Raw genomic sequence first — 25,572 nt, 5'->3', positions numbered from 1 at the left:
TACGTCCGGTACACAGAATTTGCACGCCGGCGCGTGGTACGGGTTTGATGGCCGGTCCGTCCACGGGACGGAACCCGGACCTGGGGCTTGCGCTGAGGCTGTAGCGTGGCCGACGGAGACCGTGACAACACCGCGCGCACCGCGGGCAGAAACGACGGCGAGGACCGATGGCACAGACGCACAGCGCCCAGGGCCCGTCCGACCCCGAGGCGACTGGCGGCGGCATGTCAGACGCGCCGGAGATGTGGGGCAACCAGGGACTGGTCGGCGACGGCCGGTACCGGCTGACCCATCGGCTCGGGCGGGGCGGCATGGCCGAGGTGTTCGCGGCCGAGGACGTCCGCCTCGGGCGGACCGTGGCCGTGAAGCTGCTCCGCGCCGACCTCGCCGAGGATCCGGTCTCCAAGGCCCGTTTCACCCGCGAGGCACAGTCGGTCGCCGGCCTCAACCACCATGCGATCGTGGCGGTGTACGACTCCGGCGAGGACGTCGTCGGCGGCCAGTCCGTGCCGTACATCGTGATGGAGCTGGTCGAGGGCCACACCATCCGCGACCTGCTGATCAACGCGGAGGCGCCGGGCCCCGAGCAGGCCCTGATCATCGTCTCCGGTGTGCTTGAGGCGCTGGCCTACTCGCACCAGCACGGCATCGTGCACCGGGACATCAAACCGGCCAACGTGATCATCACCCAGACCGGTTCGGTCAAGGTGATGGACTTCGGCATCGCCCGCGCCCTGCACGGCGCGTCCACGACGATGACGCAGACCGGCATGGTCATGGGCACGCCCCAGTACCTCTCCCCGGAGCAGGCCCTCGGCAAGGCCGTCGACCACCGCTCCGACCTGTACGCCACCGGCTGCCTGCTCTACGAACTCCTCTCGCTGCGGCCCCCGTTCATCGGCGAGACCCCGCTGTCGGTGGTCTACCAGCACGTCCAGGACATCCCGGTGCCGCCGTCCCAGAGCTCCGAGGGCGCCGCCCCGCCGGAGCTGGACGGCCTGGTCATGCGCTCGCTCGCCAAGGAGCCCGACGACCGTTTCCAGACCGCCGAGGAGATGCGCGGCCTGGTCCAGTACGGCCTGCAGATGCTCTACGACCAGGGCGCCCACACCGGCACCTGGAACACCGGGCCGGTCACCGTGCACGACGGCCGCAACGCCCAGGCGGGCGGGTTCGCCGGTACGACCGTGATGCAGCACCCGACGGCCGCCTCAGGGACCACGCAGATCCCGCAGCCGATCCTGCCGTCCGGCTACGGAGGCGGCGACGACGGCGGTTTCGAGGGCCACGGCAACCGGGGCAGCGGCCGCGGCAAGCTGTGGATCCTGGCCGTCCTCGCGGTGATCGCCATCGCGGCGGGCGTCGCGCTGGCGCTGAACGGCGGCGGTGGCGACGGCGGCGGCGCGGGCACCAGCGAGTCGCCCACCACCTCGCAGACCACCAAGGACGAGACGCCCAGCGCGAGCCCCTCCGACGAGGCCAGCGACACCGCCACGGACACCGAGACCGACACCAGCGGCTCGGGCACCGGCAACGACAACGGGTACACGCCGTCCTCGACCCCGACGTACACCCAGTCCCAGACGCAGAGCAGCGAGCCGAGCGACGAGCCGAGCGACCCCGCGACCTCCTCGGAGCCGACCGACACCGAGAGCTCCCCGGACGCGCAGCCGTCCGACACGACCGGCACGGACGGCGGCACCGGCGACGACGGCGGCAACTCGATCGCCGGCACCGGCGTGGGCGGCGGTTGAAGGACGGCCACGCCCTTCGGCAACTGAGAGGCGTGTCCGAGAAGCGGCGTGGTCATGTCACGAACGCGTCGCACACCGCGTCGTACTCCCCGGTCCACCACACGGCGAGCGCCGAGGCGGCCGGGAACTGGGGGTCCGCGCGGTTGTCGCCGCGCTCGTAGTGCCAGCGCAGCATCCAGAAGTCGTTGAGCCGTTCCCACCACACCCGGTGCACGGCCGCCGCGAGTTCCGAGGGCGTGGCCCCGGCCGCGCGCCGGTACGCCCGCGCGTACGCCCGCACCTTCCGTAGATCGAGCGCCCCCGCCGGGCGGACGAAGAAGATCGCGGCGGCGCGTACGGCCTCCTCCGCGCGGGGCTGCACGCCCAGCCGGTCCCAGTCCACGATCGCGGCCGGGGCGTCGCCCTTGTAGAGCAGGTTGAACGGGTGGAAGTCGCCGTGCACCCAGCCCACCGAGGCACCGCGCGGCGGACGCCGGCCGGCGTGCTGTTCGAGCAGGGCACGGCGCTCCAGCAGCCGGTGGCGGGCGAGTTCGTCGAAGGCGTCGGCGGGGTGGTGGCCGCTGATCCGGCCGAGCAGGTCGTCGATGAGGGCGAAGGTGTCGGCCGGGTCGGCGCTCTCCACGGGGTGGGGGCTGGTGGCCGGGCGGGTGCGCCCCTTGGGGGGCATCACGCGCTCCAGGCAGGCGTGCACGGCGCCCAGGAGCGCACCGAGCCGCGCGCACTCCCCGCGCGTGAGCTGTCCGCCGTGCCGGTGCCGGCCGTCGATCCAGGGGTGCAGCGCGTAGGCGTGACCGCCGACGACGGCGACCGTACGGCCCTCGCGGTGGGCCAGCGGCGGGGCGACCGGGACGCCGAGGGCGGCCAGCCGCTGGGTGGCCAGATGGCGGCGTTCGATGGCCGCCGGGTCGGCGGTGTCGGGGTCGAAGTGGTGCTTGAGGAAGTAGTGGCCGCGGGTGGTGCAGAGGCGGTAGCCGCGGTTGAGCAGACCCTGTTCGACGGGCTCGCAGGCGAGCGCGGAACCGGCGGCGTACAGCCGGAGCAGGGCGCCCAGAGGGGGCGCGTGGGAGACGGGGGGTTGTACACATAAGCGCGGCACGCGGCAGATGCTAGGGCACCGGGCGAGGCTGTGAGCTGGGGGTTGTCACAGGCAGTCGCCGACGGTCGCATTCGGTCACGCGATGGACTGCGGCGAACGCAAGTACGAAAGATGGGCCCGGGGGCGCGCGCGGGGGCGTATGGTCCCGGCGGAGCGCTCGGTGTCGCCGGGCGCGCACACGGACTCTTCCCGTGACGTGGCCCGGCGGGATACCGTGCCGTTGCTCCGGCCTCCTGCAAGGCTCTGACCAGCGACCTTCCGGCCTGCGACGATTTACTAGGAAACCCAAGCAAAAAGTACTTGGATTTCCAAGCAAAATCGCAGGTCAGGAGGGGTTTCACAGAAATGTGGAGCACTGGGTAACGTGCATGTTGCAGGGCGCTCGCCGGGGCACCTGTCACGCCTGTTCCCGGCCGAGTGGCACACACCCCGTGCCATGGGTGTCGGAAGCAGGTGAGCCGCACTGGTTCACCCGGCAACCCCGGGGGCCGGACCGACGGAGGAGCACACGTGAGCGTGGACAGCAGTGCCGCGGACAGCCCGCGACGCAGCGCCGCAGGCAAGGCCGGTACCACCGGCAGCAAGACCGGCACCAAGCGCACCACCAGCCGCACCACCACGAAGAAGAGCACCGATCCCGAGCTCGTGCAGCTGCTGACCCCCGAGGGCAAGCGGGTCAAGAACGCCGAGTACGACGCCTACGTCGCCGGGATCACCCCCGACGACCTGCGCGGCCTGTACCGCGACATGGTGCTCACCCGCCGCTTCGACGCCGAGGCCACCGCCCTGCAGCGCCAGGGCGAACTGGGCCTGTGGGCGTCCCTGCTCGGCCAGGAGGCCGCCCAGATCGGCTCCGGACGCGCCACCCGCGAGGACGACTACGTCTTCCCGACCTACCGCGAGCACGGCGTCGCCTGGTGCCGCGGGGTCGACCCGACCAACCTGCTGGGCATGTTCCGCGGCGTCAACCACGGCGGCTGGGACCCCAACAGCAACAACTTCCACCTCTACACGATCGTCATCGGCTCGCAGACGCTGCACGCCACCGGCTACGCGATGGGCATCGCCAAGGACGGCGCGGACAGCGCGGTCATCGCCTACTTCGGCGACGGCGCGAGCAGCCAGGGCGACGTCGCCGAATCGTTCACCTTCTCCGCGGTCTACAACGCCCCCGTGGTGTTCTTCTGCCAGAACAACCAGTGGGCGATCTCCGAGCCGACCGAGAAGCAGACCCGCGTCCCGCTCTACCAGCGCGCCCAGGGCTACGGCTTCCCGGGCGTCCGCGTCGACGGCAACGACGTGCTGGCCTGCCTCGCGGTCACCAAGTGGGCGCTGGAGCGCGCCCGCAGCGGCGAGGGCCCGACGCTCGTCGAGGCGTACACCTACCGCATGGGCGCCCACACCACCTCCGACGACCCCTCCCGCTACCGGGGCGACGAGGAGCGGCTGGCCTGGGAGGCCAAGGACCCGATCCTGCGCCTCCGCCGGTACCTGGAGACCTCAAACCACGCGGACGAGGGATTTTTCGCGGAACTCGAGGCCGAGTCCGAGGCGTTGGGCAGGCGAGTGCGCGAAGTGGTCCGAGCCATGCCGGACCCGGACAACTTCGCCATCTTCGAGAACGTGTACGCGGACGGGCACGCGCTCGTCGACGAGGAACGAGCCCAGTTCGCCGCCTACCAGGCGTCGTTCGCGGACGTAGAGGGGGCCTGATCATGGCGGAGAAGATGGCTCTGGCCAAGGCGATCAACGAGTCGCTGCGCCGCGCCCTGGAGGCGGACCCCAAGGTCCTCATCATGGGTGAGGACGTCGGCAAGCTCGGCGGCGTCTTCCGCGTCACCGACGGCCTGCAGAAGGACTTCGGCGAGAGCCGCGTCATCGACACCCCGCTCGCCGAGTCCGGCATCGTCGGCACCGCGATCGGCCTCGCCCTGCGCGGCTACCGCCCGGTGGTGGAGATCCAGTTCGACGGCTTCGTCTTCCCGGCCTACGACCAGATCGTCACCCAGCTCGCGAAGATGCACGCCCGCTCGCTGGGCAAGGTCAAGATGCCGGTCGTCGTCCGCATTCCCTACGGCGGCGGCATCGGCGCGGTCGAGCACCACTCGGAGTCCCCCGAGGCGCTCTTCGCGCACGTGGCCGGCCTGAAGGTGGTCAGCCCCTCCAACGCCTCCGACGCGTACTGGATGATGCAGCAGGCCATCCAGAGCGACGACCCGGTGATCTACTTCGAGCCCAAGCGCCGCTACTGGGACAAGGCCGAGGTCAGCACCGAGGCCATCCCCGGCCCGCTGCACAAGGCACGCGTGGTCCGCGAGGGCACCGACCTCACCCTGGCCGCCTACGGCCCGATGGTGAAGCTCTGCCAGGAGGCCGCCGACGCGGCCGCCGAGGAGGGCAAGTCCCTGGAGGTCCTGGACCTGCGCTCCATCTCCCCCCTCGACTTCGACTCGATCCAGGCCTCGGTGGAGAAGACCCGCCGCCTGGTCGTGGTCCACGAGGCGCCGGTGTTCCTCGGCTCGGGCGCGGAGATCGCCGCCCGCATCACCGAGCGCTGCTTCTACCACCTGGAGGCCCCGGTGCTCCGGGTGGGCGGCTACCACGCCCCCTACCCGCCGGCCCGTCTGGAGGAGGAGTACCTTCCGGGCCTGGACCGGGTGCTCGACACCGTCGACCGTGCCCTGGCGTACTGAGGAGAGGGTCGTGACGACGATGACGGAAGCGTCCGTACGCGAATTCAAGATGCCGGACGTGGGCGAGGGGCTCACCGAGGCCGAGATCCTCAAGTGGTACGTCCAGCCCGGCGACACGGTCACCGACGGCCAGGTGGTGTGCGAGGTCGAGACGGCGAAGGCGGCCGTCGAACTGCCCATCCCCTACGACGGTGTGGTCCGCGAACTCCGCTTCGCCGAGGGCACCACGGTGGACGTGGGCACGGCCATCATCGCGGTGGACGTGGCGGGCGGCGCCCCCGGCGAAGCGCCGGCCGCGGTCCCGGCTCTGGCCCCGGCCCCGGCCGCGGAGCCGGAGCCGGAGAAGAAGCCGGAGGGCCGTCAGCCGGTCCTCGTCGGTTACGGCGTGGCCGCCTCCTCCACGAAGCGCCGCCCGCGCAAGGGCCCGGACGTCACGGTCGCCGAGGCGGTCGTCCAGGCGTCGATCCAGACCGAGCTGAACGGCCACGGACCCACCACCGCTCCCGCCCCGGCCGCCCTGGAACAGCCCCGTCCGCTGGCGAAGCCGCCGGTGCGCAAGCTGGCGAAGGACCTGGGCGTCGACCTGGCCACGGTGACCCCGTCCGGCCCGGACGGCATCATCACGCGCGACGACGTCCACGCGGCGGTGGCGGTGCCCGAACCGGTGGTGGTGCCGGCCGTACCGGTGGCCCCCGCCACTCCCACCGCCCCTGCCACCACGTCGTACGACACGGCCCGCGAGACCCGCGTCCCCGTCAAGGGCGTCCGCAAGGCGACGGCGGCGGCGATGGTCGGCTCCGCGTTCACGGCACCGCACGTCACGGAGTTCGTGACGGTGGACGTGACCCGCACGATGAAGCTGGTGGAGGAGCTGAAGCAGGACAAGGACCTGCACGGCCTCCGGGTGAACCCCCTCCTGCTCATCGCCAAGGCCCTGCTGGTCGCCATCAAGCGCAACCCGGACATCAACGCGTCCTGGGACGAGGCGAACCAGGAGATCGTGCTCAAGCACTACGTCAACCTGGGTATCGCCGCGGCCACCCCGCGCGGCCTGATCGTCCCGAACATCAAGGACGCCCACGCCAAGACGCTCCCGCAACTCGCCGAGTCGCTGGGCGAACTGGTCAGCACGGCCAGGGACGGCAAGACGTCACCCGCCGCCATGCAGGGCGGCACCGTGACCATCACCAACGTCGGCGTCTTCGGCATCGACACGGGCACGCCGATCCTCAACCCGGGCGAGGCGGCGATCCTCGCCGTCGGTGCCATCAAGCTCCAGCCCTGGGTCCACAAGGGCAAGGTCAAGCCCCGCCAGGTCACCACCCTCGCCCTCAGCTTCGACCACCGCCTGGTCGACGGCGAACTCGGCTCCAAGGTCCTCGCCGACATCGCGTCGATCCTGGAGCAGCCGAAGCGGCTGATCACCTGGGGGTGAGACCCCCGGGGTATGGAGAGAAGGGCGAGACTCTCGGCCTGGGGGAATAGGCTGACAGTGGGCGGCCGCAACGTCGGATTGCGACCGCCCACTCCCTTCAGAGCTGGTTGAGCACGTAGACCGGCGCCCCCTCCTCCGTCCCACCCCGCGAGTGAATGCAGGCGTGCTTGCGCAGCAGACGGAGACACTCGTTGACGCGGTGCACCGTCAGGCCGGTACGCGCGGCGATGGATTCGAGCGGCTCGCGCAGCTCACCCTTCTCGACGAGGACAGGGGCGATCACGACGGCCACCGTCCATACGTCCTCGGTCACCGACAACCGCCGTCGCCAGTCGGCGAGCACGGACTCGGTCGTCGGCAGGGCCGCGGGACCGTCCTGGGGCGTACGGCGTTCGAGGACGAGGGCGTCGAGCCGGTCCGCGATGCGTTCCATCGCGCGGACCATGGCCTGTTGTACGGCCAACGTGGCCTTCTGCGTGGCCAGCATCTCTCGCTGCAACTCGATCGACTCGCGCTGCCCATTTGCGAGCTGCTCGTCCAGCTGAAGGTTGTGCGCCTCAAGCCGGACGATGGCCTCGGCTACCTGCTCCGGCATCGCGTACGTGATCGGCCCGCCCGGTTCGGCCAGCTGCACTTCGGCCTTGTCGAGGGTGTAAGACCCGTCTCGCTGTACGGTCTCGATGACTTCGGCGACCCACTGTTTGAACGGAGCGCAGGCGGGCTTGGTGCAGGCGTTGACGAGAAGGATGAGACCCTGGAGAGAGATGACATTCAGGTCTCGGCGCCACTCTCTACCTGCGGGAATGCTGAGACCATAACCTCCAGTTAGGGTCTCGAGAATCTCTCGATGGTCGTCTGGGACATGGTCGGAGAGGGCCTTCTGCGGGTTGGTGTGCCCCAAGCGGTTGCAGACATCCACTGCCGGGAACCAATGAGCGCCGTCCGGCATGGTCAGCCGTCGTACCCGTGCTCCGGTCGCCGCGTACACGAAGTCGCTGATGTCGATGGCCTCGTGGCGGCCGGTGGGTTTCGCTTGCTTGTTGGGTTCGTTCATGGGAACCACCTCCGCCGCGGAACCTAGGGCGGAGAAAATCGAATATGCCAGTCAAATACTGCGATGTTCATGAATGCGAGGGAAGAACTCGCGTTCTGCTGCGGTGCGTCGTCCTGGTATGGCAAAAGCCCGCCGCATGGGGTGCGGCGGGCCTTTGGTGAGTTGGTGCGGGGGATCAGATCGTCGCGAAGCCGTAGTTGAGGAGCTTCGTGGCGTCGGTGGCGCGCTGGGAGATGGAGGAGGAGGCGAGGACGGTGCCGATGACCGTCTTGCCGTTGCGGGTCGCGGCGAAGACGAGGCAGTACTTGGCCTCGGGGCCGGAGCCGGTCTTGATGCCGATGGCGCCGCTGTAGCTGGAGAGCAGCGTGTTGGTGTTGGTCCAGGCGCCCATGGTGCGGGTGGAACCGGTCTTGGTGATCGTCTTGGCGGTGTACTTCTTCGTCTTGACGACCGTGCGGAACGTGGAGTTCTTCATCGCGCTGCTGGCGATCTTCGTCAGGTCGCGCGGCGTCGAGTAGTTGTTGCCGTTGCCGATGCCGTCGAAGGAGTCGAAGTGGGTGTGGGTCAGCCCCAGGTTCTTCGCGGCGGTGTTCATCTTGGCGATGAAGTTGGCGACGCGCTTGGCGCGGGTGGTGCCCGAGCCGTAGGTGTCCGCGAGCGCGTAGGCGGCGTCGCAGCCGGAGGGCAGCATCAGCCCGTAGAGCAGCTGGCGGACGGTGACCTTGTCGCCGACGATCAGGTGCGCCTGGGAGGCGTTGTTGGCGACGACGTAGTCGCTGTACGCCTTCTGGATCGTGACCTTCTTGTCGAGGTTCAGGTTCGACTGAGCGAGCACGACCTTGGCGGTCATGACCTTCGTGGTCGAACCGGTGGACAGCTTGGTGTCCGCCGCCTTCGTGTAGAGCGTCTTCGCGTTCGCGTTGTTCATCACGAAGCCGCCCTTGGCCACGATCGAGGGCTTGGTGACGGCCTGCGCGGGCGCCGCGGTGAGGGCCCCGGTCGCGAGCATCGCGCCGGACGTGACGGCGACGGCGACGGCCCTGCGGAGGCGGGTGCCCTTAATACCGGTAATCAACTGAAATACCCCGAGTCGAGTCGAGTCGTAATGCCCCTGGCGTGCGGCCGAGTTGGGGGTGCCGAAGCGAGTGGGGCCGCACGTGTGTGACACGTAAGTAGCACAGATGGTTGTGCGGTTGCTGAGGGCGATTTATGTCACGTCCGCATGGTGGACGAGACGGGCCTTGCGTACGTGTTGTATCTATGCTGTGAACATGAGCCTGGCCGTCAAGCAGCCCCCCGCCGCCGACCGTGTGTACTCCCATGTCAAGCAAGGTGTCCTGGACCGCCACTACGAGGGCGGCACCCTCCTCACCGAGGGCGAACTGGCCGAGGCCGTAGGGGTCTCCCGCACCCCGGTCCGCGAGGCGCTGCTCCGTCTGGAGGTCGAGGGCCTGATCAGGCTCTATCCGAAGAAGGGCGCCATGGTGCTGCCCGTCTCCGCCCAGGAGATCGCGGACGTGGTGGAGACCCGGATGCTGGTCGAGGAGCACGCGGTGCGCAAGGCCGTACCCGCGTCGGCGGCGCTGGTGGCGCGGCTGCAGGACCTGCTCGACCGGCAGAAGGCCGAGGCCGCCGCCGGTGACCTGGCCGCCGCGGCCGTCACGGACCGCTGCTTCCACGCCGAGATCGTCCGCGACGGCGGCAACGAGATCCTCTCCCGCCTCTACGACCAGCTGCGCGACCGCCAGCTCCGGATGGGCGTCGCGATCATGCACGCGCACCCCGACCGGATCGCCAAGTCGCTCACCGAGCACGAGGAGATCCTGGCCGCGCTGCGCGCCGGGGACGCCGACGGTGCGGTGGCGCTGGTGCACCGGCACGTCGACTGGTTCGCGCACCTGGCGCGGGGTGAGGTCCGATGAGCCGCAGCGGCACCTCGCTGCCCGGTGATCCCCCCGGCGGCCGCCGGGCCGTCGCGGTCTGGGGCATCGGCGTCTCGGTCTACTTCGTCGCCGTCATCTTCCGTACGTCCCTCGGTGTCGCCGGTCTAGACGCGGCCGACCGCTTCCATGTGGGCGCCTCGGCCCTGTCGACGTTCTCCATCCTCCAGCTGCTGGTCTACGCCGGCATGCAGATACCCGTCGGCCTGCTGGTCGACCGGCTCGGCACGAAGAAGGTGCTGAGCATCGGCGCGGTGCTGTTCACGGCGGGGCAGCTGGGCTTCGCCTTCTCGCCGTCGTACGGCACCGCGCTCGCCTCGCGCGCGCTGCTCGGCTGCGGGGACGCGATGACGTTCATCAGCGTGCTGCGGCTCGGCACCCGCTGGTTCCCGGTGCGGCGCGGGCCGATGGTCGCCCAGCTCGCCGGTCTGGTCGGCATGGCGGGCAACCTCGTCTCCACCCTGGTGCTGGCCCGGCTGCTGCACGGCATCGGCTGGACCCCGGCGTTCGCCGGCAGCGCGCTGGCCGGCGCGGTCGTGCTGGTCCTCGTCCTGGTCTTCCTGAAGGACCACCCCGAGGGGTACGAGCCCGAGCCCTTCCCGCACCAGGGGGCGGCGTACGTACGGAAGCAGATCGCCGCGTCCTGGCGGGAGCCGGGGACCCGGCTCGGGCTGTGGGTGCACTTCACCACCCAGTTCCCGGCGATGGTGTTCCTGCTGCTGTGGGGGCTGCCGTTCCTGGTCCAGGCACAGGGGCTGTCCCGGGCCACGGCCGGCGAACTGCTGACCCTGGTAGTGCTCTCCAACATGGTGATCGGGCTGGTCTACGGCCAGATCGTCGCCCGGCACCACACGGCGCGGCTGCCGATCGCGCTGGGGACGGTCGGGGCGACGGCGACGGTGTGGGCGGTGACCCTCGTGTATCCGGCGCAGCATGCGCCGATGTGGCTGCTGGTGGTGTTGTGCGCGGTGCTGGGGGCGTGCGGGCCGGCGTCGATGATCGGGTTCGACTTCGCGCGGCCCGCGAATCCGCCGGAGCGGCAGGGGACGGCGTCGGGGATCACCAACATGGGTGGATTCGTGGCGTCGATGACGACGTTGTTCCTGGTGGGTGTGTTGCTGGACGCGACCGATGACAACTACTCGGTGGCGTTCTCGTGTGTGTTCGTGCTGCAGGCGCTGGGGGTGAGTCAGATTCTGCGGTTGCGGGGGCGGGCGGTTCGGCGGGAGCGGGAGCGGTTGGTGGCGAGCCGGGTGGAGACGGTGCACGTGCCTGCGTGAGTTTTTCTCCCACCCGCGCACCGCCCGTTTCCAGTCGGCAGAGAGGCTGAGCGACCTGTGGGGGCGGGTCGCCGTCGGCGGCTTGCCGTGCGCGGTCGGGATCTTTGCCGCCCGGTGGCCTTCCGTGTGTGGTCGGGGGTCAGGGGCTCGTCGGTATCAGGGTCAGGTAGGCCAGGCCCAGGACGCCTCGGTAGGTCAGCCAGGCGGAGCGGTGGGTGTCGAGGCGGGTGCGGGTCTCGGGGGCCATGGGGTGAGTGGGGTTGGCCGCCAGCCAGACCTCGGTGTCCGCCTGGTAGGCGGACTCGAACTCCTCCCACTCGTCCGGGTTCGCCGTCTCGGTCCACTCCGGGCGGAAGCCGGCGGACACCGCGAGGTCGGTCAGGGTGGCCAGGTCGTGGTGGTCGGCGACCGTGGCGCCCGGCCACATCCGGGCCAGCTCCGCCTCCGTCGGGGTGCGCTGCCAGAAGCCCTCGCCGAGCAGGACGCGCCCGCCGTCGGCCACCAGCCGCCGCAGCTCCCGCAGGGCCGGCACGAGATCGTCGCCCAGCGCGTGCCGCGCCCCGAGGCACAGCACCACGTCGGCCGGGCCGCGCCGGGTGTCCACGGCGGACTCCCGGACGAACCGCACCCGCTCCGTGAGCCCCCGTGCCTTCGCGTTGCGCCGCCCGCGCCGTAGATCCTCCTCCCGCAGATCCACCCCGAGCCCCTGTGCTCGCGGCAGCGCGTCCAGCAGCCGGAGCATCAACTCGCCCCAGCCGCAGCCGATGTCCAGCACGGTGGACGGACGGGTCGCGGCGAGGCGCCGGACCATCCCGGTCGCGCGGGCCTCGGAGAGGGGACCGTGGAAGGTGAGACGGGTGAGCCGGGGCGGGAGATCGTCATGCGGTGCGGAGGCGACTGTCATGGCGGGCACGGTAGGTCCCGGGGGCCGGCCCGGAACACCGATTTACCGCGCCCCCGCTACTGCGTGACCGCGAAGTTCCGCAGGATCGCCGCCGTCAGCTTCTGGTCGCCCTCCGCCTTCACCCGGTCCGCGACCGCGTCCGGGGTGGTGCGGCCGCAGGCCAGACGGACGTAGGTCTCCCAGTCGAGGGTGAAGATGGCGGCGGGGCCGAGAGCCGGGGTGGTCTCCAGGGTGCCGCGGCCCTGGATGTCGATGCGGATGGTGCGCAGGAACTCGACCGGTCCGTGCACATCGAAGATCACGGCCGAACTGCGCGGCGCGTCGGCGTCGTTGGCGACCACCCTCGGCAGCTCGGTGAGCAGCACGTCCCGGGCGACCTGCGCGCCCGGCGAGTCGAGGTTGCCGGGCCGGGCCAGGGCCGCCCGCAGGTCCTGCTCGTGCACCCACACGTCGAACGCGCGGTTGCGCATCGCCACTTCGAGGGTGATCTCCTTGCCCATCGGCCCGCGCACCAGGTGCCCCGGCTCGCGCGACTCGTTGCGCAGCTGGCGGTTGCGGCGGATGACCGTGTACTCCAGCTCGGAGGTCATCTCGGGCGCCGTGTGGTGGCGGCGGGCGTCGACCTGCATCTCCATGTAGCGCTGGTGCTCGTTGGTGATGTGGAAGAGGTCGCGCGGCAGCGTGTGGATGGGGCGCGGGTCGCCGAGCATCTCGCAGTCCATGCCGATGACATGGGAGACGACATCGCGCACCGACCAGCCCGGGCATGGCGTCCGCCGGTTCCACTCGCCCTCGACAAGGGGCGTCACCAGCTCCGATATCGCTTCGATGGAATGGGTCCAGGCGTCGGCGTAGGGCTGGAGAGTGGGATGCAGACTCACGGAACGGGACCCCTCGGCGGTCGGTACTCGGGCAGGTTGTGGCGGCGCTGCCAGCGGGAGGTGGCTGCTGTCGGCGGGTGTCTTGAGACGCTAAGTTACGCTGCTGTGAGGCACCCCGGCAGTGCTTTCGTGTGACGATCGTAGGCCCGTATGGACGGCTCGAATGCCAGGACGGTGGTAGTGTGCGCGCCTCGCTGCTCCAGATCGATGTAAACGATGACGAATCGGTCGAATCTCGTCGGCGGCGGGTGACCGCACTGGTGCGCGAACAAGCGGGCGCCGACCTCGTCGTCCTGCCGGAGCTGTGGACGACCGGTGCGTTCGCCTACGAGGAGTTCGCCACCGAGGCCGAACCGCTGGAAGGCCCGACGTACGAGGCGATGGCCAAGGCGGCGAGCGACGCGGGCGTCTGGCTGCACGCCGGCTCCATCCCCGAGCGGGACCCTGACGGCCCCCTCTACAACACGGCTCTCGTCTTCTCCCCCTCCGGTGAGCTGGCCGCGGCCTACCGCAAGATCCACCGCTTCGGCTTCGACAAGGGCGAGGCGGTGCTGATGGGCGCCGGGCAGGAACTGGTGACCGTCCGGCTCCCGGAGACCACGCTGGGCGTGGCCACCTGCTACGACCTCCGATTCCCCGAACTCTTCCGCGGACTCGTCGACGCCGGCGCCGAGACGATGGTGCTCTCGGCGGGCTGGCCCGAACGGCGACGCGCGCACTGGACGCTGCTGGCCCAGGCACGGGCGGTCGAGAACCAGGCGTTCGTGCTCGCGTGTGGAACGGCCGGGACACACGCCGGAGTTCCCCAGGCGGGTCACTCGATCGTGGTCGATCCCTGGGGCGAGGTACTCGCCGAGGCGGGCGCCGGCGAGGAGATCCTCACCGTCGACTTCGACCCGGCCAGGGTCGCCGCGACCCGCGAACAGTTCCCGGCCCTCAAGGACCGCCTGCTGGGCCTGGAACCCCCGCACCACCACTAGCCCTCCGCCCGCGTTCCGTCAGTCCTCCTCCCGCTCCTTGTCGGCGAGGTGGATCACGCACACCGCCACCGCGATCAGCAGCGCCGGGTCCGCGTCGTCCCGTACGACGTCGACGCCGTAGGTCTCCCGCACGTGCAGCCAGCGCCGGGAGACCACGGCCAGCAGCTCACCGTCGTACTCGACGGCGAACTCGCGGTCGAGGATCTTGCCGCTGACGTCCAGCTCGGTGCCGTCGACCAGGCGCACGCGGTAGTGGTTGCGCAGCAGGGAGAGCCGCTTGCGCCGGATGGTCGCCAGGGGCTCGCCGTCCCGTTCGAGCACCATGGTGTCGCGCAGGGCGAACATCTTCTGGTGGATGTCGACGAGCACCCGCCCGCGGGTGTCCTTCAGCTCGAACGTGTCGCGCAGCCGCATGGCCTTGCCGTCGACGAGGAACACCTTGGTGCCGTGCTCGTCCTCGATCCAGTAGTCCTCGCCGAAGCCGAGGAGCCGGTCGCGTACCAGGAATCTCATGCCTGTACCCCTTCCCGGGCCACCGGTCCGAAACGCCGGCGGTAGTCCGAGGGGCTGAGTCCGGTCTCGCGACGTAGACGCGCGCGCAGGTTCGCGGAGGTACCGAGCCCGCTGCGCGCCGCCACCACGTCGAGGCGCTCCTCCCCGCGCTCGATCAGCCGGCAGGCCAGCGCCACCCGTTCGCCGGTGAGCCAGGCCAGCGGGGTGATGCCCAGCTGGGCGCGGAACCGGCGGTGCAGGGTGGCGGGGGAGACGGCGGCCCGCGCGGCCAGGTCCGCCACGGTCAGCGGTTCGTCCAGCCGCTCCTGCGCCCAGGCCAGCAGCGGCCCGAGCGACTCGTCCGGCACCTCGGGCACCGGCCGCTCCACGAACTGCCGTTGCCCGCCGTCCCGGTGCGAGGCGAACACCAGCCGCCGGGACACCGTGTTGGCGATCTCGGCGCCGTGGTCCTGCCGCCATATGTGCAGCCCCAGATCGAGCGCGGCCGCGCTGCCGGAGGCGGTGAGCAGGTCGCCGTCGTCCACGAACAGCACGTCCGGCCGGAGCAGGACCCGTGGATGCAGCTCCCGGAAGGCGTCCGCCCAGCGCCAGTGGGTGGTGGCCGGCCGCCCGTCCAGCAGCCCGGCCTCGGCGAGCGCGAAGGTCCCGGTGCAGAAGCTCACCACCCGCACGCCCCGCGCGTGCGCGCGCCGGACGGCGTCGAGGACGTCGGCACCGCGCGGGACGACGTTGTCGGGCCGGCCGGGCACGACGAGCGTGTCCGCCGCGTCCACGGCCTCCAGACCGGGCACCCCGGTCAGCGTGAAGAAGCCGTGGTTCATGCGCACCTCGCGCGTGGGCGCGCACAGCGTCACCTCGTACGGCGGCACGGTCAGCCCCAGCTCGGGCCGCGGCAGCCCGAACAGCTCGGTGGCCACCCCCACCTCGAACGGATTGGTGCCCGCGTCGACGATCACGGCCACCCGATGGGTCGGTTGCGAGGATCCTTGCGCCATATGCGATTTCTAGCACTCACGCCGGCGCCGGGCCACGGCCCAGGATGACCGTCATGAGCAGCGAACCCGTCTCCCTCGCCCACGCCCTCGGCTCCTTCGAGGAGCTGTGGAGCCCCCGTATCGTCACCGCCGTCAACGACTACGACGTCCGCGTCGCCAAGGTCGAGGGCGAGCACCTCTGGCACGTCCACGACCACACCGACGAGTTCTTCCTGGTCCTGGAGGGCGAGCTGCACATCGCCCTGCGGGAGCCGGCCGGCGAGCGCACGGTCGTCCTGCCCAGGGGCTCGGTCTTCACCGTCCCCCGCGGCACCGAGCACAAGCCGACGGCGCCGTCCGCGGCCTCGATCCTCCTCTTCGAGCCGACCGGCACCTCCACGGTCGGCGACCGCCACGACGAGATCCCGGACCACGTGGACGCGACGACGGGCCACGCACTGCGCTGACCAGGGATTCGTCGAGTTGTCCACAGGCGAAATCGCACGGTCGGCGGTGAGTGGCACTCTTGATCCATGAGCGACACATCCCCCGCCCCCACCCGGCGCCGTGCCCGCGTCCGTGCCCCCGAGCTGATCGGCAAGGGCGGCTGGCTGAACACCGGCGACCGCCAGTACAGCCTCGCGGACCTGCGCGGACGCATCGTCGTCCTGGACTTCTGGACCTTCTGCTGCATCAACTGCCTGCACGTCCTGGACGAGCTGCGGGAGCTGGAGGAGCGGCATCGGGACACGGTGGTGATCATCGGGGTGCACTCGCCGAAGTTCGTGCACGAGGCGGAGCACCGGGCGGTGATGGACGCCGTGGAGCGGTACGGGGTGGAGCACCCGGTGCTCGACGACCCGGAGCTCGCCACCTGGAAGCAGTACGCGGTCCGGGCCTGGCCGACGCTGGTGGTGATCGACCCCGAGGGGTACGTCGTCGCCCAGCACGCCGGGGAGGGGCACGCGCACGCGATCGCCCGGCTGGTCGAGGAGCTGGAGGCGGAGCACGAGGCGAAGGGCACCCTGCGGCGCGGCGACGGCCCGTACGTGGCGCCGGAGCCCGAGCCGACCGCCCTGCGCTTCCCCGGCAAGGCGCTGCTGCTGCCCTCCGGGACCTTCCTGGTCAGTGACACCACCCGGCACCAGCTGGTGGAGCTGGCCGAGGACGCCGAGACGGTCCTGCGGCGGATCGGCTCCGGCACCCGCGGTTTCACCGACGGCCCGGCGGCCGAGGCCTCCTTCAGCGAGCCGCAGGGCCTGGCGCTCCTCGACGACGGCTCGGTGGTCGTCGCCGACACCGTCAACCACGCGCTACGGCGCCTCGACCCCGCCACCGGCGAGGTCAGCACGCTCGCCGGCACCGGCCGCCAGTGGTGGCAGGGCTCCCCGACCTCCGGCCCGGCCCGCGGGATCGACCTGTCCTCGCCCTGGGACGTGGCGGTCTTCGGCGGCAAGGTGTGGATCGCCATGGCGGGCGTGCACCAGCTGTGGGCGTACGACCCTGAGGACCGGACGGTCGCCGTCGCCGCCGGCACCACCAACGAGGGGCTGGTCGACGGCCCGGCCGCCGAGGCCTGGTTCGCCCAGCCGTCCGGACTCGCGGCCACCCCGGACCGCCTCTGGCTGGCCGACTCCGAGACGAGCGCCCTGCGCTGGGTCGACCCGGACGGACACGTCCACACCGCCGTCGGCACCGGGCTCTTCGACTTCGGCCACCGCGACGGCGCCGCCGGACAGGCCCTGCTCCAGCACCCGCTGGGCGTCACGGCGCTCCCCGACGGCTCGGTCGCCGTCAGCGACACCTACAACCACGCGCTGCGCCGCTACGACCCCGCGACCGGCGAGGTCACCACGCTGGCCACGGACCTGAGAGAGCCGAGCGACGCGGTGCTGGCCGGTGACGACATCGTGGTCGTCGAGTCGGCCCGGCACCGCCTGACCCGGCTGCGGCTGCCCGAGGAGGCCGTCCGGGTGGAGTCGGTCGCCCACCGTACCCGGCGGGCGGCGACCGAGGTGACCCCCGGCCGCCTCCGCCTGGACGTGGTCTTCCAGGCCCCGGCGGGCCAGAAACTGGACACGAGGTACGGCCCGTCGACGCGCCTGCTCGTGTCCTCGACCCCGCCGGACCTCCTGCTCAAGGGTGAGGGCGCCGACACCGACCTGTCGAGAGACCTGGACCTGAACCCGGCCGTCCCGGAAGGCGTCCTGCACGTCTCGGCGATGGCCGCGAGCTGCGACGACGACGAGGCTGGGGGCACCTCCCGGTCGAAGACTGGGGGAAAGTACCCGGCCTGCCATGTGCACCAGCAGGACTGGGGAGTTCCGGTCCGTGTCACGGAGGGAGGCGCCGACCGACTGCCGCTGGTCCTGGCCGGAATGGATCAAGACGCTTGAGTGAAGCGCCCCGTAAAGGGCGCGGGGCTGTGTCGATTTGCGGCTACCGCCGTCGCGGAACCAGCTTGAACACCGCCACCCCGGCCGCCACCAGCGTCGTCGCCGCCACGACCATCGCCATGCTGTTGATCCAGAGGCCGGTGGCGGCCAGGGTCGCACCGCCCGCGCCCGCCGTGCCCGCGCCAATCACTCTGCCGTACATCGCTTTTCTCCTACGAGGGTCGATACGAGGGTTGAGGGAAACTCACGTCGCCACCCACTTCTCCTCGCTGCGGCGCACCAGCCCCCACAGCGAGGTGAAGTAGACGGCGTGCTGGAAGAGGTCGTAGAGCATCTCGGGGACCATCAGCGCGGCGACCAGGACGGCCTTCGGCCCCGCCCGCCGTACGGAGACGGTCTTCTCGACGACGAAGATCAGCCCGATCGCCGTCCAGAACGGCGAGAGGCCCGGCCAGCCGTACAGCGAGGTGTACGCGGCCATGTAGGTCAGGTAGATCAGGAAGGAGAGCGCGCCGAAGCCCATCAGGAACTGCTGCATGAAGTAGCGGGCGGTGACCCGGGTCCAGCCGTAGTCGCGGAGGTTCTCCAGGGCGCCGCGCTGCCAGCGCAGCCGCTGGTGCCACAGCTTGGGCAGGGACGGCATGACCTCGGTGGTGACCGAGCAGCCCGCCGGGGACATGGCCCGGTAGCCGAGGGTCTTGACCGCCTTGGTCATCTCGTCGTCCTCGGTGAGCGAGGCGAGGCTGTAGTAGCCGGTGCCGCCGCCGAGTTCACCGGCCCGGCGGGCCGCGCGGACCTCGCGCAGCACCCGGGCGCGGAACATCGTGCCGGTGCCGGTGAGGACCTGGGCCTTGCCGCCGGTGCGCTCCAGCTCCCAGGCGTAGCGGTGGAACTCCATGCGCTGCAGCAGGCCGAGGAAGCCGCCGCCGTCCTCGCCGTAGAAGACGCCGCCGACGGCGCCGACCTTGCGGTTGAAGGTGCCGAGCGCGGTCTCGACGAACCAGGGGTTGAGGACGGTGTCGGCGTCCTGCACGAGCAGCAGGTCGCGGTCGTCCATGTGCGGCAGCACCCAGGCGATGGCCTGGTTGAGGGCGCCGGCCTTCTTGTGGGTGTTGTCCTGGGTGTGGAAGACCTGGGCGCCGTGCGCGGTGGCGATGGCCGCGGTGTCGTCGGTGCAGTTGTCGGCGACGACGATGATCAGGTCGGGGCGCCGGGTCTGCTCCCAGAGGCCGTCGATGGCGTCGGCGATACGTTCCTGCTCGTTGTGGGCCGGGATCAGGACGGCGAGACGGTGTCTGTCACCGGGTTCTTCCGGGGCGGCGTGCGCGCGGCGCGCGGCGTGACGGCGCACGGCTCGTACCCCCCGTTCGTGAAAGCCGCGGTGGGCCCGGAAGGCGATATTCCGGACCCGTCAGTGATCGACAGTCTTCACGAAACCCCTACAAGTGCGGTAGTTGAATCCTGTAACGGATTGCTCACGGTTGCCTGTGATGACCCTGTGGGTGACGCTGTGTCCGTTTACGCGCCGTACCCACCGCCGTATCCGACCCGGGGTGATGGTGCCGTTCGTCTACCCCTCCAGGAACGCCACCAGCGCGTTCGCGAGGAGGAACGGGTCGTCGGTGCCGCACAGTTCGCGGGCGCTGTGCATGGAGAGGATGGCGGCGCCGATGTCGACGGTCCGGATGCCGTGGCGGGCCGCGGTGATCGGGCCGATGGTGGTGCCGCAGGGCATCGAGTTGTTGGAGACGAAGGTCTGGAAGGGCACCCCGGCCCGCTCGCAGGCGGCGGCGAAGAGCGCGCGGCCCGAACCGTCCGTGGCGTAGCGGTTGTTGACGTTGACCTTGAGGATCGGGCCGCCGTTGACGCGCGGGTGGTGCGTCGGGTCGTGCCGCTCGGCGTAGTTGGGGTGGACGGCGTGACCGGTGTCGGAGGAGAGACAGACGGTGCCCGCGAAGGCTCTCGCCCGGTCCTCGTACGACCCGCCGCGCGCCAGTACCGAACGCTCGAGGACGGTGCCGAGCAGCGGCCCGTCCGCGCCGGTGTCCGACTGGGAGCCGGTCTCCTCGTGGTCGAACGCGGCGAGCACCGGGATGTACGCCGGCTCCGCGCCGCCCGCCGCCACGGCCGCGAGGGCCGCCGTACCGGCGTGCACGGAGAGGAGGTTGTCCATCCGGGGCCCGGCCAGCAGCTCCTGGTCGCGGCCCAGGTAGGCCGGCGGTTCGACGGCGTAGGTCATCAGGTCCCAGCCGGTGACCGAGCCGGCCGGCAGGCCCGCCTCCTGTTCCAGGAAGGCGATGAGGTCGCCGTCGCGGACGTCGTCGCCGAGGCCCCAGATCGGCTGCAGATGGCGCTGCTTGTCGAGCTTGAGGCCGTCGCTGCTGACCGAACGGTCCAGGTGGATGGCGAGCTGGGGGACGCGCAGCAGCGGCCGGTGCACGTCGACCAGGCGGGTGGAGCCGTCCCGCAGGCTGAGCCGGCCGGCCAGGCCCAGGTCCCGGTCGAGCCAGGAGTTCATGAGCGGTCCGCCGTAGATCTCCACGGCGACCTGGCGGAAGCCGTGCCCGCCGGTGTCCGGACGGGGCTTGACCCGCAGGTTCGGGGAGTCGGTGTGCGCGCCGACGATCCGGAACGGCGTGTGGGGGGCGGCGCCCTCCGGGACGTACCAGGCGATGATCGCGCCGCCGCGCAGCACGTACCGGCCGCCCGTCGTCCCGTCCCAGGCGTCCGTCTCGGCGACCTGCCGGAACCCGGCCTTCTCCAGCCGCTCGGCGCTGTTGGCGACGGCGTGGTACGGCGTCGGGCTCGCCGCGAGGAAGGTCATCAGGTCGTCGGTGTGGCCGCGGTCGAAGCGGGGGGATTCGCTCATGTTGTTCACCTTAACGACGTACGGAGGCCCGCTCCCCCCAGCGGGGAGCGGGCCTCCACGGACACTCGGTCGACACTCGGTCGATCGGAACGATCAGAAAGCGGCCTCGTCCAGCTCCATCAGGTCGAGGTCGACATCGGCCGCGACCTTGCGGGCCAGGGTGACGCCCGGCAGCACGTTGGCCGCGAAGAACTTCGCCGCCGCGATCTTGCCGGTGTAGAAGGGTTTGTCCTTGTTCGACGCCGTCTCCAGCTTCTCGGCGGCGATCGCGGCGCCCTTGAGCAGCAGGTAGCCGACGATCACGTCGCCGGAGGCGAGCAGCAGGCGGCTGGTGTTGAGGCCGACCTTGTAGATGTTCTTGACGTCCTGCTCGGTGGCCGCGAGGTCGGTCAGCATCAGGCCGACGATCGCCTCCAGCTCGACGGCCGCCTTCGCCAGGTGCTCGCGGGCGCCCGCCAGGTCCTCGCCGCCGGTGCCGAGCGCGAGGAACTTCTTGATGTCCTCGGCGAGGGAGTTGAGGGCCGCGCCCTGGTTGCGGACGATCTTCCGGAAGAAGAAGTCCTGGCCCTGGATCGCGGTGGTGCCCTCGTACAGGGTGTCGATCTTGGCGTCGCGGATGTACTGCTCGATCGGGTACTCCTGCAGGAAGCCGGAGCCGCCGAAGGTCTGCAGCGACTGGGCGAGCTGCTCGTAGCCCTTCTCGGAGCCGTAGCCCTTGACGATGGGCAGGAGCAGGTCGTTCAGCGCGTGCTCGGCGGAGGCGTCCTCGCCGGTCGCCTCCTTGACCGCGATCGCGTCCTGGACGGAGGCGGTGTAGAGGACGAGGGCGCGCATGCCCTCGGCGTACGCCTTCTGCGTGATCAGCGAGCGGCGCACGTCGGGGTGGTGGGTGATGGTGACCTTGGGCGCGGTCTTGTCGCCGAAGGCCGCGAGGTCGGAACCCTGGACGCGCTCCTTGGCGTACTCGAGGGCGTTGAGGTAGCCGGTCGAGAGCGTGGAGATGGCCTTCGTGCCGACCATCATCCGGGCGAACTCGATGATCCGGAACATCTGGCGGATGCCCTCGTGCTTGTCGCCGATCAGCCAGCCCTTGGCCGGGTGGCGGTCGCCGAAGGTCATCTCGCAGGTGTTGGAGGCCTTCAGGCCCATCTTGTGCTCGACGTTGGTGGCGTAGACGCCGTTGCGCTCGCCCAGCTCGCCGGTCTCGAAGTCGAAGAGGTACTTGGGGACCAGGAAGAGGGAGAGGCCCTTGGTGCCGGGACCGGCGCCCTCGGGACGCGCCAGCACGTAGTGGAGGATGTTCTCCTCCATGTCGTGCTCACCGGAGGTGATGAAGCGCTTCACGCCCTCGATGTGCCAGGAGCCGTCCTCCTGCCGGACCGCCTTGGTGCGGCCGGCGCCGACGTCCGAACCCGCGTCGGGCTCGGTGAGCACCATGGTCGAACCCCAGGTGCGGTCCACGGCGAGCTGCGCCCACTTCTTCTGCTCCTCGGTGCCCTCGTCGAAGAGGATCCGGGCGAACGCCGGGCCGGAGGAGTACATCCACACGGCCGGGTTGGCGCCGAGCACCAGCTCCGCGTACGCCCAGATGAGCGACGGCGGGGCGGTGGTGCCGCCGATCTCCTCGGGCAGGCCGAGGCGCCAGTACTCGGAGTCCATGAAGGCCTTGTAGCTCTTCTTGAAGGACGCCGGGACCGGCGCGGTGTTGGTCTCCGGGTCGAAGACCGGCGGGTTGCGGTCGGCGTCGGCGAAGGACTCCGCGAGCTCGTTCTCGGCGAGCCGGGTCAGCTCCTCCAGGACGCTCTTCGCGGTGTCGGTGTCCATCTCGCCGAACGGGCCGGTGCCGTACAGCTTGTCGCGACCGAGTACTTCGAACAGGTTGAATTCGATGTCGCGGAGGTTGGACTTGTAGTGCCCCATGGTGACGGCTCCGTATCCGGATCGGCGAGGCACTGAATCCTCGCGCAAGCGTTCACATACCAACGAGTAGCTCCGATGATGCTACCCGTCGGTAATAAGATGCAACCCCGATCGGCTGAAGTGTGAGAAGGGTCTACCTTCTCGCAGCGGCCGCGTGTCTCGGTAGGCTTGCGCCCATGTATGGATACGGCCAGCCCATGGACGGTGGCGCTGCTCAGCAGCAGTACGCCTCGCCGCAGCAGCCCATGGGCGGCGGCCTCGGCGGATACGGCCAGCAGCCCCCGCTCTACCCCGAGCCGTCCCCGCCGTCGCTGGCGGACGCGGTGCGCGCGTTCACCACGGGGCAGGTGACCGCCGAGGACTTCCAGCAGGTCTTCGCCACGTCGAAGGTCTACTGCCCGCGCGGTGACAACCCCGGCTTCCTCGCGCTGCACAACACCCAGCAGCCGGTGATCCCGATGTTCACCTCGCTGAAGGAACTGCGCCGGTACGCGGGCAAGGAGTCCAAGTACTTCGTGATCACGGGCTCGGAGGTCATCGACCTGCTCCCGACCGGGTACGGCTTCGTCCTGGACATGGAGGGCGAGCACCGGATGGTCTTCGACGCGAAGGCCGTCGAGCAGATGGTCGACTTCGCGATGCGCCGGATGTACGGCTAGGTCGTGCACGGCTGGACGGCATGTATCGCCGGAGGCCGCCGTCCCCCCTCCCCCCGGGGGAAACCCGCTCCCGGATTGTCACAGCCAATGCCATAAGGTGCCCCTCAGGCAGCCGCGCCCCGCGCGCCACCGCTCTTCCGCGGTCGCGTCCGGGTGCCGCGCGGCGCTCTCATCCACCCGGCGACCCCGGGTTCTCAGTGGGGGTTCATCACTGTGCGCATGCGCAGCACTTCGGTCGCGACGGCGCTCGCGGTCCTCTTCAGTTCGGCGGCGCTGAGCGTCGTGGCGGCGGGGACCGCCTCGGCGGCCGCCACCACCGTCACCAACGTCGGCGGCCTCGTCGTGGACGGCCCGCTCCAGCGGGTGTTCGTCGGCGACGCCGCGAACGGCCGGATCCTCGCCTCCGACTACAACGGCACCCTGGTCGACTCGAACACCGGTCTGGGCAGCGTCAGCGACCTGGCCCTGTCGGACGACGGCAGCACCCTGTACGCGGCCCTGCCCGACACCCACCAGATCCTCGCGCTGGACCCGGCGACGCTGGACGTGAAGGCGACCTACGCCATCCCGACAAACACCGGCCCCCGCCACCTGGGCTTCGCGGGCGGCAAGGCGTGGTTCTCGTACGGCGACCAGTGGGACGGCGACATCGGCTCCGTCGACCCGTCGGTGGACCCGGCGAGCGGGACCGACCCGGTGGCGATGGAGCAGTTCCCCACCGAGGGCACCTCGGTCGGCATCTGGAACCCGGGGCTGCTGGACACCGACCCGACCCGGCCGGGCCTGCTGGCCATCGCCGACACCGGCAGCTCCAGCGACTCCATGGCGGTACTCGACGTCTCGGACGGCACCGCCAAGCTCACCGCCTGGTACTTCAGCGACTACACCCTGAACAGCGGGATCGGGGACATCGACCTCGTGCCCGGTGCCGACCAGGTGCTGGTCAACGGCACGGACCGGGACGCGTGGGCCGACGGCAGGTTCAGCAAGGCCGGCTCCTACCCCGGAGCCTGGGGTGCCGACGTCGCGGCGGACGGCCTGGTCGCCCAGGTGGGCGACGGCAAGGTCGCGGTCTACCGGCCCGACGCCACCAAGCCGCTGCGCACCTACAGCGTCGGCTCCGGGTACGCCGCCACCGTGCGCTGGGCACCGGACTCCTCGCGGATCTTCGCGCTGGTGCCGGGCAGCGGCGGCTACACGCTCAAGGCGCTCACCCAGCCGACGCTCAACGTCCCGACGCTCACGGTGAACGCCCCGAGTTCGGCGCCCCGCGCCAAGAAGCTCACCGTCACGGGCAAGCTCTCGGCGACGGTCGCGCTGCCCGCCGGGGCCAAGCTCTCCGTCACCCGTACCGACGTCGAGAGCCCGAACGGCAAGGCGCTCGCCGCGGTCACGGTCAAGGCGGACGGCACGTACTCCTTCACCGACACCCCGCCGGCCGGCGGCACGGTCACCTACAAGGTCGCCTACGCGGGCGACGCCGGGCACACCGCGGCCACCGCCTCCGACAAGGTCGCAGTGTCCCGGGCGGCGACGAGCCTGAGCCTGAACAACAACGGCAAGCTGTACAACTACGGCGCCGACGTCAAGTTCACCGCGCACCTGGGGACGACGTACAAGAACCGCTCGGTCAAGATCTACTCGGACCCCTTCGGGGCCGACAAGCCGAAGAAGCTGATCAAGACCGGCCGGGTGGACTCCCACGGGAACATCGCCGCCTGGGTGGACATGACCCGCGACACGGCCGTCACCGCGGTCTTCGACGGGGACGCCCGTTACACGGCGAAGACCGTGAAGGCCACGGCGTACGCGCGGGTCAAGGTCTCCACCGCGGTCTCCAAGCACTACCGGACCGCGAAGATCGGCTCGACGTCGTACTACTGGTTCCACAAGAACACCGACCCGGTGCTCACCACGGCCATGACCTACTACAAGGGCCGCGAGTTCCGCTTCGACCTGCAGGTCTACTACCAGGGCTCGTGGTACACGACGGACTCCGAGTACTTCGCGCTCGGCACGAACGGCAAGACGGCCGTCCGGCTCGGGGCGCCGGGTGAGTCCGGTATCCGGGCGCGGGTGCGGTCGGTGTACGTCAACGGCTCGTCCGGCGACACCGTGAACTCCACGACGTACGGCGCCTGGAAGTACCTGTACTTCAGCAACTGATCCACCGTTCGGAGACGACCGGGGCCCGGAGGGAATGTCCTCCGGGCTTTCTCCGTTA

The 25,572-nt window shown here is 70.4% G+C and carries 22 protein-coding genes; 11 read left to right on the top strand and 11 right to left on the bottom strand.

The genetic code is table 11. From position 1 onward, the window contains the following. Positions 1–167: 167 nt before the first annotated feature. Entirely contained in the window at positions 168–1,754 is a 1,587-nt protein-coding gene (locus ACGFZS_RS09285) for a protein kinase (protein ID WP_393657399.1), read from the top strand. 52 nt (positions 1,755–1,806) lie between these two features. Here the strand turns inward: ACGFZS_RS09285 and ACGFZS_RS09280 are convergent, their stop codons facing one another. Further along, positions 1,807–2,850 (bottom strand): phosphotransferase, encoded by a 1,044-nt coding sequence (locus ACGFZS_RS09280; protein WP_393794588.1) that lies wholly within the window; start codon positions 2,848–2,850, stop codon positions 1,807–1,809. Between the two features lie 510 nt (positions 2,851–3,360). Between ACGFZS_RS09280 and pdhA the strand changes: the two genes are divergently transcribed. From pdhA to ACGFZS_RS09265, 3 genes are read left to right on the top strand one after another with little or no spacing between them, the layout of a single operon-like run. Beyond that, complete coding sequence (pdhA, locus tag ACGFZS_RS09275; protein WP_393794587.1) at positions 3,361–4,563, top strand: pyruvate dehydrogenase (acetyl-transferring) E1 component subunit alpha; 1,203 nt, start codon at positions 3,361–3,363, stop codon at positions 4,561–4,563. Between the two features lie 2 nt (positions 4,564–4,565). Further along, a complete protein-coding gene (locus ACGFZS_RS09270) occupies positions 4,566–5,543 on the top strand; it encodes an alpha-ketoacid dehydrogenase subunit beta (protein ID WP_359211374.1) in 978 nt (325 codons plus the stop codon). 10 nt (positions 5,544–5,553) lie between these two features. Then, a complete protein-coding gene (locus tag ACGFZS_RS09265; protein ID WP_393794586.1) occupies positions 5,554–6,978 on the top strand; it encodes a dihydrolipoamide acetyltransferase family protein in 1,425 nt (474 codons plus the stop codon). Positions 6,979–7,075: 97 nt separating this feature from the next. Here ACGFZS_RS09265 and ACGFZS_RS09260 read toward each other — a convergent pair whose 3' ends face one another. Both ACGFZS_RS09260 and ACGFZS_RS09255 read right to left on the bottom strand, forming a co-directional pair. Next, positions 7,076–8,032, bottom strand: coding sequence for a Bro-N domain-containing protein (locus ACGFZS_RS09260; protein ID WP_393794585.1), 957 nt, complete (start codon positions 8,030–8,032; stop codon positions 7,076–7,078). A 175-nt stretch (positions 8,033–8,207) separates the two neighbouring features. Then, positions 8,208–9,107: a D-alanyl-D-alanine carboxypeptidase family protein gene (locus ACGFZS_RS09255; protein WP_393794584.1), complete on the bottom strand. Its 900-nt coding sequence runs from the start codon at positions 9,105–9,107 to the stop codon at positions 8,208–8,210. A gap of 196 nt (positions 9,108–9,303) precedes the next feature. On the opposite strand from ACGFZS_RS09255, the gene ACGFZS_RS09250 reads away from it, so the two are divergent. After that, a complete protein-coding gene (locus tag ACGFZS_RS09250; RefSeq protein ID WP_393794583.1) occupies positions 9,304–9,954 on the top strand; it encodes a GntR family transcriptional regulator in 651 nt (216 codons plus the stop codon). Beyond that, on the top strand, positions 9,951–11,252 hold the full coding sequence (locus ACGFZS_RS09245; protein WP_393794582.1) for a nitrate/nitrite transporter: 1,302 nt from the start codon (positions 9,951–9,953) through the stop codon (positions 11,250–11,252). The genes ACGFZS_RS09250 and ACGFZS_RS09245 overlap by 4 nt, the downstream gene beginning before the upstream one ends. Before the next feature lie 139 nt (positions 11,253–11,391). Here ACGFZS_RS09245 and ACGFZS_RS09240 read toward each other — a convergent pair whose 3' ends face one another. Then, positions 11,392–12,156: an SAM-dependent methyltransferase gene (locus ACGFZS_RS09240; protein ID WP_393794581.1), complete on the bottom strand. Its 765-nt coding sequence runs from the start codon at positions 12,154–12,156 to the stop codon at positions 11,392–11,394. Between the two features lie 56 nt (positions 12,157–12,212). Continuing rightward, the gene (locus tag ACGFZS_RS09235) at positions 12,213–13,037 is read right to left on the bottom strand and encodes a maleylpyruvate isomerase family mycothiol-dependent enzyme (protein WP_393794580.1); all 825 of its coding nucleotides are present in this window, start codon (positions 13,035–13,037) and stop codon (positions 12,213–12,215) included. A 182-nt stretch (positions 13,038–13,219) separates the two neighbouring features. Between ACGFZS_RS09235 and ACGFZS_RS09230 the strand changes: the two genes are divergently transcribed. Further along, positions 13,220–14,017: a carbon-nitrogen family hydrolase gene (locus tag ACGFZS_RS09230; protein ID WP_393794579.1), complete on the top strand. Its 798-nt coding sequence runs from the start codon at positions 13,220–13,222 to the stop codon at positions 14,015–14,017. A gap of 18 nt (positions 14,018–14,035) precedes the next feature. On the opposite strand, the gene ACGFZS_RS09225 is transcribed toward ACGFZS_RS09230, so the two are convergent. Together ACGFZS_RS09225 and ACGFZS_RS09220 are read right to left on the bottom strand one after the other, a co-directional pair. Then, positions 14,036–14,530 (bottom strand): LURP-one-related family protein, encoded by a 495-nt coding sequence (locus ACGFZS_RS09225; RefSeq protein WP_359211348.1) that lies wholly within the window; start codon positions 14,528–14,530, stop codon positions 14,036–14,038. Further along, positions 14,527–15,525 (bottom strand): GlxA family transcriptional regulator, encoded by a 999-nt coding sequence (locus tag ACGFZS_RS09220; protein WP_393794578.1) that lies wholly within the window; start codon positions 15,523–15,525, stop codon positions 14,527–14,529. The genes ACGFZS_RS09225 and ACGFZS_RS09220 overlap by 4 nt, the downstream gene beginning before the upstream one ends. A gap of 53 nt (positions 15,526–15,578) precedes the next feature. Between ACGFZS_RS09220 and ACGFZS_RS09215 the strand changes: the two genes are divergently transcribed. Together ACGFZS_RS09215 and ACGFZS_RS09210 are read left to right on the top strand one after the other, a co-directional pair. After that, positions 15,579–15,971 (top strand): cupin domain-containing protein, encoded by a 393-nt coding sequence (locus ACGFZS_RS09215; protein ID WP_359211342.1) that lies wholly within the window; start codon positions 15,579–15,581, stop codon positions 15,969–15,971. A 66-nt stretch (positions 15,972–16,037) separates the two neighbouring features. After that, complete coding sequence (locus ACGFZS_RS09210) at positions 16,038–17,900, top strand: NHL domain-containing thioredoxin family protein (protein WP_393794577.1); 1,863 nt, start codon at positions 16,038–16,040, stop codon at positions 17,898–17,900. Between the two features lie 43 nt (positions 17,901–17,943). Here ACGFZS_RS09210 and ACGFZS_RS09205 read toward each other — a convergent pair whose 3' ends face one another. The 4 genes from ACGFZS_RS09205 to ACGFZS_RS09190 form a co-directional block, all read right to left on the bottom strand. Continuing rightward, positions 17,944–18,102 carry a hypothetical protein gene (locus ACGFZS_RS09205; protein WP_294008171.1) on the bottom strand — a complete coding sequence of 53 codons (159 nt, stop codon included), beginning with the start codon at positions 18,100–18,102 and terminating at the stop codon, positions 17,944–17,946. A 42-nt stretch (positions 18,103–18,144) separates the two neighbouring features. Further along, positions 18,145–19,251, bottom strand: a complete 1,107-nt coding sequence (locus tag ACGFZS_RS09200) for a glycosyltransferase family 2 protein (RefSeq protein WP_355714092.1) — start codon at positions 19,249–19,251, stop codon at positions 18,145–18,147. Between the two features lie 219 nt (positions 19,252–19,470). Further along, complete coding sequence (locus ACGFZS_RS09195) at positions 19,471–20,769, bottom strand: M18 family aminopeptidase (protein ID WP_365679005.1); 1,299 nt, start codon at positions 20,767–20,769, stop codon at positions 19,471–19,473. 93 nt (positions 20,770–20,862) lie between these two features. Continuing rightward, a complete protein-coding gene (locus ACGFZS_RS09190; RefSeq protein ID WP_393544557.1) occupies positions 20,863–22,689 on the bottom strand; it encodes an acyl-CoA dehydrogenase in 1,827 nt (608 codons plus the stop codon). Between the two features lie 176 nt (positions 22,690–22,865). Between ACGFZS_RS09190 and ACGFZS_RS09185 the strand changes: the two genes are divergently transcribed. Further along, positions 22,866–23,348 (top strand): SseB family protein, encoded by a 483-nt coding sequence (locus ACGFZS_RS09185; RefSeq protein WP_390971809.1) that lies wholly within the window; start codon positions 22,866–22,868, stop codon positions 23,346–23,348. Between the two features lie 219 nt (positions 23,349–23,567). Beyond that, positions 23,568–25,514 carry an Ig-like domain repeat protein gene (locus tag ACGFZS_RS09180; protein WP_393794576.1) on the top strand — a complete coding sequence of 649 codons (1,947 nt, stop codon included), beginning with the start codon at positions 23,568–23,570 and terminating at the stop codon, positions 25,512–25,514. Positions 25,515–25,572 lie beyond the last annotated feature (58 nt).

Source organism: Streptomyces sp. NPDC048288 (assembly GCF_043201555.1).
Classification (GTDB): domain Bacteria; phylum Actinomycetota; class Actinomycetes; order Streptomycetales; family Streptomycetaceae; genus Streptomyces.
This window is presented reverse-complemented; position numbering and strand designations above follow the sequence as displayed.

What these genes read in the sequence shown, in the direction of transcription:
- ACGFZS_RS09285 (WP_393657399.1), top strand. Translation starts at nt 168, where the DNA reads ATGGCACAGACGCACAGCGCCCAGGGCCCGTCCGACCCCGAGGCGACT.
- ACGFZS_RS09270 (WP_359211374.1), top strand. Translation starts at nt 4,566, where the DNA reads ATGGCGGAGAAGATGGCTCTGGCCAAGGCGATCAACGAGTCGCTGCGC.
- ACGFZS_RS09260 (WP_393794585.1), bottom strand. Translation starts at nt 8,032, where the DNA reads ATGAACGAACCCAACAAGCAAGCGAAACCCACCGGCCGCCACGAGGCC.
- ACGFZS_RS09250 (WP_393794583.1), top strand. Translation starts at nt 9,304, where the DNA reads ATGAGCCTGGCCGTCAAGCAGCCCCCCGCCGCCGACCGTGTGTACTCC.
- ACGFZS_RS09245 (WP_393794582.1), top strand. Translation starts at nt 9,951, where the DNA reads ATGAGCCGCAGCGGCACCTCGCTGCCCGGTGATCCCCCCGGCGGCCGC.
- ACGFZS_RS09240 (WP_393794581.1), bottom strand. Translation starts at nt 12,156, where the DNA reads ATGACAGTCGCCTCCGCACCGCATGACGATCTCCCGCCCCGGCTCACC.
- ACGFZS_RS09225 (WP_359211348.1), bottom strand. Translation starts at nt 14,530, where the DNA reads ATGAGATTCCTGGTACGCGACCGGCTCCTCGGCTTCGGCGAGGACTAC.
- ACGFZS_RS09220 (WP_393794578.1), bottom strand. Translation starts at nt 15,525, where the DNA reads ATGGCGCAAGGATCCTCGCAACCGACCCATCGGGTGGCCGTGATCGTC.
- ACGFZS_RS09215 (WP_359211342.1), top strand. Translation starts at nt 15,579, where the DNA reads ATGAGCAGCGAACCCGTCTCCCTCGCCCACGCCCTCGGCTCCTTCGAG.
- ACGFZS_RS09210 (WP_393794577.1), top strand. Translation starts at nt 16,038, where the DNA reads ATGAGCGACACATCCCCCGCCCCCACCCGGCGCCGTGCCCGCGTCCGT.
- ACGFZS_RS09205 (WP_294008171.1), bottom strand. Translation starts at nt 18,102, where the DNA reads ATGTACGGCAGAGTGATTGGCGCGGGCACGGCGGGCGCGGGCGGTGCG.
- ACGFZS_RS09195 (WP_365679005.1), bottom strand. Translation starts at nt 20,769, where the DNA reads ATGAGCGAATCCCCCCGCTTCGACCGCGGCCACACCGACGACCTGATG.
- ACGFZS_RS09190 (WP_393544557.1), bottom strand. Translation starts at nt 22,689, where the DNA reads ATGGGGCACTACAAGTCCAACCTCCGCGACATCGAATTCAACCTGTTC.
- ACGFZS_RS09185 (WP_390971809.1), top strand. Translation starts at nt 22,866, where the DNA reads ATGTATGGATACGGCCAGCCCATGGACGGTGGCGCTGCTCAGCAGCAG.
- ACGFZS_RS09180 (WP_393794576.1), top strand. Translation starts at nt 23,568, where the DNA reads ATGCGCAGCACTTCGGTCGCGACGGCGCTCGCGGTCCTCTTCAGTTCG.